We start from the raw sequence: 6,895 nt of genomic DNA on the forward strand, positions 1-6,895 counted from the left end.
CAGGGGGGTGGTGTCGTAGGTGTCGGCCAGGAGCGCGGCCGGCAGCGCCGGATCGGTCAGGACCGTTCCCGGGTAGGCGGTGGCGGTCAGGCGGGCGGCCAGGTTCACCGGGGTGCCGAAGACGTCGCCCAGGCGTTGGATGACCTCGCCGTAGGCGAGCCCTACGCGGACCTTCGGGGCTTCGGGGTCTTCGTTGAAGCGTTCCGCCGTGCGTAGGCCGATCTCGGCGGCGGCGGACGGGTCGGACGCCACGAAGAAGACCTCGTCGCCGAGGGTCTTGACGACGCGGCCGCCGCACTCGGCGACGATCTCCGTGGCGGCCGACTCGAAGCGCTCCACGAAGGCGGCCAGGGCGTCGCCGTCCAGGCTGCGGCTCAGCCGGGTGAAGGACACGACGTCGGCGAACCCGACCGCGAGGTGGGCGATGCCGGCGGCGGGGTCGGCCCGCGCGGTCGCGGTCGACGCGGTGGCGCGCATGCCGGCGGCGGCGAGCTGGCGGCGCCAGCCGTGCAGGAGGAGCCGCTCGAACGAGGGCCGGAGCTCCTCGGTGGCGGCGAGGGCGGCGGTGACGAGGTCGGTGGCGCTGGGCTCGTCGAGCGGGAGCGCGCCGAGGCGCTGCAGCCAGACGTCGCCGAGCCAGCTCGCGAGCCGCCCCATCGTCTGGCCGACGGCGCGGACGAGCTGGAGCACCGTCGCCTCGTCCACCAGGTCGTGGGAGAGGACCTCGCGGATCTCGGCGAGCGCGGCCACGTCGCCGTCGGTGAAGGCGACCTCGTCGTCGGGAGGGACGGGGAAGCCGAGCGCCCGCCAGATGCGGCGCGCGAAGTCGTCGGAGACCCCCGCGAGGGCCTCGACCTCCTTGCGCGTGTAGCGCAGGGGTCCGCCGAGGAGGGTCTCCTCGATGTCGTCCGCCATGGTCCGACCCTATGTGACATCGATCAATGTCACAATGCCGGAGTAAGATCACCTTTGTTATGGCCGAGTACCGAATCGACGAGCTGGCGCGGCTGGGCGGAAGCACGGTGCGCAACATCCGCGCCTACCAGGACCGCGGGCTGCTGCCGCCGCCGCGCCTCGAGGGCCGGGTCGGCCTGTACGACGACACGCACCTGGCCCGGCTCCGGCTGATCGGCAAGCTGCTCGGCCGCGGCTACACCTTCGCGATCATCAAGGACCTGCTGGGCGCCTGGGAGACCGGCAAGGACGTCGCCGAGGTCCTCGGGCTGGAGAAGGTCCTCACCGACCCGTGGTCGGACGAGATCCCCGGCACCGCCAGCTACGAAGAGCTGGTCGGGAAGTTCGGCGCCGGGCTGGCCGAGGACGAGGTCGCCCGCATGCTCGACCGGACGATCGAGCTCGGGCTGATCGAACCGGACGGCGGCGCGTTCCGGGTGCCGAGCCCGCGGCTGCTGCACGTCGGCGCCGAACTGGTCGCCGCCGGCATCCCGCTCGACTCCGTCCTCGACATCGCCGGGCAGATCCGCGCCGACTGCGAGGTGATCGCCGGACGGTTCGTCGGCCTCGTCCAGGAGCACGTGTTCGACCGGCTGGAGGACCAGCCCGTCCCGGACGGCGACGAGGTCGGCGAGGTCGCCGCCGTGGTCCGGCGCATGCGGCCGCTGGTGAAGATGGTCGTCGACCCGTTCATCGCGCGGGCGATGGAGGCCCGCGTCCAGGCGGCGCTCGGCGAGCACCTCGAAACGATCCGCGACCATCTCGGGCAGCGGCCGGCCGGCTGAGCCGTCACAGGATCGTCGCGCCCCAGACGACCGTCACCTCGTGCGGCGCGCCCTCCGAGTCGGTGAACGTGAGCGTGCCCTGACCCGGCAGGCCGATGAGCGCCGTCCGCAGGGTGAGGGTCAGCCGCGTCGTGCCGTCCGCGGGCATGCCGCCCTGCATCTCCGACAGGATCAGCTGGCTGGACGACGTCATCGCCGTCCACGTCACCGGGCCGCTCTTCGCCGCGAGGCTCACCGAGGCGGTCTTCGTCCCGTACATCTCGACCTTCGCCGGGTTCACCACGAGGACGCCCGGCTTCGCGGGCCGGTTCGACGAGGGCGGCGGCCGCGACGGAACCCTCGGCTTCGGATCCCCGTCGCCGGTCTGCGGGTTGGGCGGCGCCTGGCCGGGACGCCCCTGCGCGACACCGCCGGGCCCCTCCTGCCCCTTCTTGCCGTGGCCCTGGCTCTCCGGCTTCTCATGCGTGATCGACGGCTGCGGATGCGTGCGGAACGGCGGCCACGACAGCGTGTTGGCGCCGATCCCCGGGCCCATCACGAACACGGCGACGAGGGCGGCGGCCAGCGCGCCCGCCATGCCTCCCCCGGTGAACAGCCACCGGCGGGTGAACGGCGACGGCACGTCCGGCTGGCTCGGCAGGCCGGACGGGGTCAGCGCCCCGCCGCGCGCGGCGATGTCGGCGCGGTACCCGGCCAGCTCCGGGTCGGTCGCGGTGTGCATGACCCGGTGCCGCAGCGCCGCGGGCAGCACCGGCGCGGGCGCCCGGCGCAGCAGCGCCGCAGCCGTCACCCGGCCCCGGCGCCGGCAGTCGGGGCACTCGGCGGCGTGCAGTTCGGCGGACGGGTCGGCGGGGGAGTCGTCACCGCGCCGGTGCAGGATCTGCCACCGGCCCTTGCCGTCCGGCTCGGCCGGGGGCGGCGCCTCCTCCTCGCGCTTCTCGCGGACGGGCGCGCGGGCGGCCAGCACCGCCACGGCCGTGGACTTGGGCTCCTCGGCCGGGGGTTCGGTGGCGGCGCAGTCGCGTCCCAGGCGGCCGGCCTCCTTCCGCAGCGCGGCCTCCAGCGCCGCCCGCGCCTTGCGGACCCGCATCGCGGCCCGCCGCGCCGTCAGGCCGAGCGTCGCGCCGAGCCGCGCGGGCCGCAGCCCGTGCCGGAACGCCAGGAGCACCACCTCCTGGTCGACGGGCTCAAGCCGGACGAGGGAGGCGCGCAGGAGGTCGTGCAGCTCGTCCGCGGGCGGCCAGTCGGGTACCGGGTCGTCCGGTTCGGCACGGTCCAGGAACGGGATGTCGGTGAACTCGCCGTCCCGGTCCCAGAACAGCACCTTCGCCCGGCCGCGCCGGATGCAGCGGCGCCGCGCCGCCCCGTAGAGCCACGAGCTCAGGTGCAGGTGGTCGCGCATCCGCGGGGCGCGGCGGCAGGCGTCGATGAACGTGTCGTGCACGATGTCGGCGGCGACTTTCCCGTCCCCCGACATTGACATTGCGTAGTCATAAAGGCGCTCACCGTACTCGTCATAGAGCGCGGCCAGCGCAGCCTCGTCGCGCTCGTTCAACCCTTTGACCAGATTTCGGTCGGCCGAGGGTGCGGAGGTGGACAACCTGGGCATTCACGCTCCCGGCGCCGTCGTGCGGGGTCCGCCCCCACAGGGGCCATCCGGACATTCAGCCCACCTTGCATACACCCGCGAACCCCATCCGCACCACATGATCCACCGAAATCGCCCTTAAGGTAACACCCCGGTGGGACAGCACTCCGCTCCGTGAGCACGAACGTCACTGACTGGCCGTCAGAATCGAGTCAGCCCCGATGTCTCAGTCGGCCCGCCGCACCTCCAGATCACCGTCCGCGTAACGGCGCCGCAGCACCTTCTTGTCGAACTTCCCGACACTCGTTTTGGGGACCTCGGCGATGAACGCCCACCGCTCCGGCAGCTGCCACTTCGCGATCCGCCCGGCGAGGAACTCCCTCAGCCCCTCCGGCGTGACGTCCGCGCCGGCCCGGATCACGACGGACGCGAGCGGCCGCTCCTGCCACCGCTCGTCCGGGACGCCGACCACCGCCGCCTCCACGACGTCCGGGTGCGCCATCAGGTGGTTCTCCAGCTCCACCGACGAGATCCACTCGCCGCCCGACTTGATGACGTCCTTCGCCCGGTCGGTCAGGACGAGGAAGCCGTCCTGCGACAGCGTCCCCACGTCGCCGGTGCGCAGCCAGCCGTCGTGGAACCTGCCGGGATCCTCGTCGAGGTGGTAGGCGCCGGTGATCCACGGCCCGCGGATCTCGACCTCCCCCACCGCCTCGCCGTCGCTGGCGAGCACCACGTCGCCGTCCCCCACGATGCGCATCTCCAGCCCGGCCAGGACGCGCCCCTGGCTGGCCCGCGCCCGCCAGACGTCCGCACCGGCCGCCTTGGCCGGCGCGTGCGCGACCGACGCGACCGGCGACGTCTCCGTCATCCCCCACGCCTGCACGATCCGGACGCCGACCTCGTCGAACCCGCGCATCAGCGCCTCGGGCACCGCCGACCCGCCGCACGGCACCAGCCGCAGCGAACTCAGATCGGACCCGTGCTCCTTCGTGTACCGCAGGACGTCCGACCAGATCGTCGGCACCGCCCCCGCCACCGTCGGACGCTCCGACTCGATCATCCGGACGAGCGGCTCCGCCTGCAGGAACCGGTCTGGCATGACCACCGACGCGCCCGCCATGACCGCCGCGTAGGGCAGCCCCCACGCGTTGGCGTGGAACATCGGCACCACCGGCAGCACCACGTCCGACTCGCTCAGCCCGATCGCGTTCCCGGTGCACGTCGACATCGAATGCAGGTACGCGGACCGGTGCGAGTAGACGACGCCCTTCGGGTTCCCCGTCGTGCCGCTCGTGTAGCACATCGCCGCGGCCGACCGCTCGTCGATCTCCGGCCACTCGAACGTGCCGGGCGCCGCCGCGAGCAGCTCCTCGTAGTCGTGCAGCTCCTTGCCGGCCCCCTCCAGCGGCGCCGTGTCGCCCTCCCCGACGACCACCACGTGCCGGACGGTCTTGAACTGCGGCAGCACCGGCGCCAGCAGCGGGATCAGCGACCCGTCCAGGATGACGACCCGGTCCTCGGCATGGTTCGCGATGTAGACGAGCTGGTCGGGGAACAGCCGCAGGTTGAGCGTGTGCAGGACGGCGCCCATCGACGGCACCGCCAGGTACGCCTCCAGGTGCTCGGCGTTGTTCCACATGAACGTCGCGACCCGCTGGTCGCCGTCCACCCCGAGGCCACGCAGCGCTCCCGCCAGCCGCCCGGCCCGCTCACCGACCTCGGCGTAGGTCCGCCGCCGCGTCCCGTCCCCGGTCCACGTGGAGACCTCCGCCTCCCCGAACACCCCGGCGCCGAACCGCATGATCGTCGTGATCGTCAGGGGAAAGTCCTGCATGGTGCTCCACATGGCCCACCTCCGGGTCGCAGCGGCTCCAGAACCGGATTCTCGCAGTGTTCCCCCAGGCTGGCGACCCCCCAAGACACCATTGCGACCGCAAGAGAAATGGTCCCCACCCACTGGACACCCGCCAAGCCCGCCCTCAAGGTGAGCAGCCCACACTGGACGACGCAGGAACCTCAGCCATGGCCGCAACCACGCAACCACCCAAAGCCGCGCGATCGCGTCCGAAGGCAGGTTCAAGCGAAGCGAGAACCTGATCGCGCAGCGAGCCGCTAGGCGAGCCGGAGCGATGCAGCGATCGCACGCGGTGCCCGACGATGGAGGGCCGCCAGGCCCGAAGGAGGAGGGCACCGCCAAGAAACATGGTGGCTGGGGTCCGCGCAGCCTTTGGGGCTACTTGGCAAATACGGAATTCAATACAACTCGCGGAGGCGTGCCATTGCTCGGGATACCGTGGATTTGACGGTGCCTACGCTTACGCCGAGGGTTTCGGCGATTTCGCGTTCGGACATGTCCTCGTAATAGCGGAGCATGACGGCGAGGCGCTGGCGTTCGGGGAGGCGGCGGAGGGCGCGGCCGAGGGCGTCGCGCATCTCGCTGCGGTCGGTGTGGTCCTCGACGGGACGGTCGGGGAGCCGGTCGGTGGGGTAGACGTCCAGTTTGCGGCGGCGCCACCAGGAGATCTGGGTGTTGACCATGGCGCGGCGGACGTAGCCGTCGACGGCGGAGCGGTTCTCGATGCGGTCCCAGGCGAGATAGGTCTTGGCGAGGGCGGCCTGGAGGAGGTCCTCGGCCTCGGTGCGGTCGCTGGTGAGCTGGGTGGCGGCGCGCAGCAGCACGGCCCCGCGTTCCGCCACGTATGCGCGGAACTCCTCGTGCCGCGTCCCGTCCACACCACCACCGGACCAGGGGTTGTGGAGTCGCCTCCGGCCGGGTCCCGGCCGTGCGCACTCCCGGTATGGTCGACGATCGCACGGCGATCGTAATTACGGGCCTACGAAAAACACATATCCGGGTCAACCAGTGCATAATCTTCAACCCAGGTAGTTCAGACCTCCTCCACCGGCTGACTTATCGCGACAAATCCGTCGACAGCCGGGGTACGTGGCATGACTCTTGACTCGCTGTCCAAATACCAGTTGCCCAGCGTGACGATGATCGAATGCCGGAGTGCCGCGATGCCGTCTTCCCCGTCCAGTGAGGCGCGCCGCCGCCGGCGCGCGGCGGTGTTCGGGGCCGCGCCGCGTCCGGACGCCGGATCGGCCGAGCGCGCGTTGAGCGGGATCATCCTCGACGCGAGCCCGCACCTGCTGGTGCTGGCGGCCGACGGGTCGGAAGTGCGCCTCGCGATGAGCGACCGCACCGCGGTCTGGCACGGCGGGCGCGGGGGCCTCGCCGCGCTGCGGCCGGGGCGTCCGGTGGTCGTCCGGCGGAACGCGTCCGTGGCCGAGCGGGTGTGGGTCGGCATCGGGCGGGTCAGCGGCACGATCCTGGCGTGCGGGCGGGACACCGTGGAGGTGGACATGGGGCCCCATCGGGGGCGCGCCCATGTGGTGATCCCCCCGCACGCCCTCGGCCCGGTGCTGGTCCGGCACCCGCGCCTGGAGCCCGGATACCTGATCGACGTGATCTGCGTCCGGTCACCGGGCGGGCCGCAGGCGGTGCGGCCGGGCACGTCGCAGCCCGGGTACCGGGTCGACGACCTGGCCGCGCCGGAACCGGCGG

Annotated in this window: 5 protein-coding genes and 1 pseudogene; 2 read left to right on the forward strand and 4 right to left on the reverse strand. The window is 72.2% G+C overall.

Annotated elements, in window-relative coordinates; genetic code table 11:
- The coding region (locus E1293_RS42510; RefSeq protein ID WP_132205093.1) for an adenylate/guanylate cyclase domain-containing protein at positions 1–915 on the reverse strand (915 nt) is incomplete at its 3' end.
- A 59-nt stretch (positions 916–974) separates the two neighbouring features.
- Here E1293_RS42510 and E1293_RS42515 point away from each other — a divergent pair.
- The gene (locus tag E1293_RS42515; RefSeq protein ID WP_132205095.1) at positions 975–1,739 is read left to right on the forward strand and encodes a MerR family transcriptional regulator; all 765 of its coding nucleotides are present in this window, start codon (positions 975–977) and stop codon (positions 1,737–1,739) included.
- A 4-nt stretch (positions 1,740–1,743) separates the two neighbouring features.
- Here E1293_RS42515 and E1293_RS42520 read toward each other — a convergent pair whose 3' ends face one another.
- The 3 genes from E1293_RS42520 to E1293_RS42530 form a co-directional block, all read right to left on the reverse strand.
- Positions 1,744–3,294 carry an RNA polymerase sigma factor gene (locus E1293_RS42520; protein ID WP_165978662.1) on the reverse strand — a complete coding sequence of 517 codons (1,551 nt, stop codon included), beginning with the start codon at positions 3,292–3,294 and terminating at the stop codon, positions 1,744–1,746.
- Positions 3,295–3,553: 259 nt separating this feature from the next.
- Entirely contained in the window at positions 3,554–5,164 is a 1,611-nt protein-coding gene (locus tag E1293_RS42525; RefSeq protein WP_243717405.1) for a long-chain fatty acid--CoA ligase, read from the reverse strand.
- Between the two features lie 419 nt (positions 5,165–5,583).
- Positions 5,584–6,063, reverse strand: coding sequence for a SigE family RNA polymerase sigma factor (locus tag E1293_RS42530; RefSeq protein ID WP_132205101.1), 480 nt, complete (start codon positions 6,061–6,063; stop codon positions 5,584–5,586).
- Positions 6,064–6,279: 216 nt separating this feature from the next.
- On the opposite strand from E1293_RS42530, the pseudogene E1293_RS42535 reads away from it, so the two are divergent.
- Positions 6,280–6,895, forward strand: a pseudogene (locus tag E1293_RS42535) (hypothetical protein); the annotation flags it as partial.

The sequence above is a fragment of the Actinomadura darangshiensis genome (assembly GCF_004349235.1).
In the GTDB taxonomy this organism is placed as follows: Bacteria; Actinomycetota; Actinomycetes; order Streptosporangiales; family Streptosporangiaceae; genus Spirillospora; species Spirillospora darangshiensis.

Excerpts from the sequence above, each read along its gene's own strand:
- E1293_RS42525 (WP_243717405.1), bottom strand. The coding sequence starts at position 5,164 with ATGCAGGACTTTCCCCTGACGATCACGACGATCATGCGGTTCGGCGCC.
- E1293_RS42515 (WP_132205095.1), top strand. The coding sequence starts at position 975 with ATGGCCGAGTACCGAATCGACGAGCTGGCGCGGCTGGGCGGAAGCACG.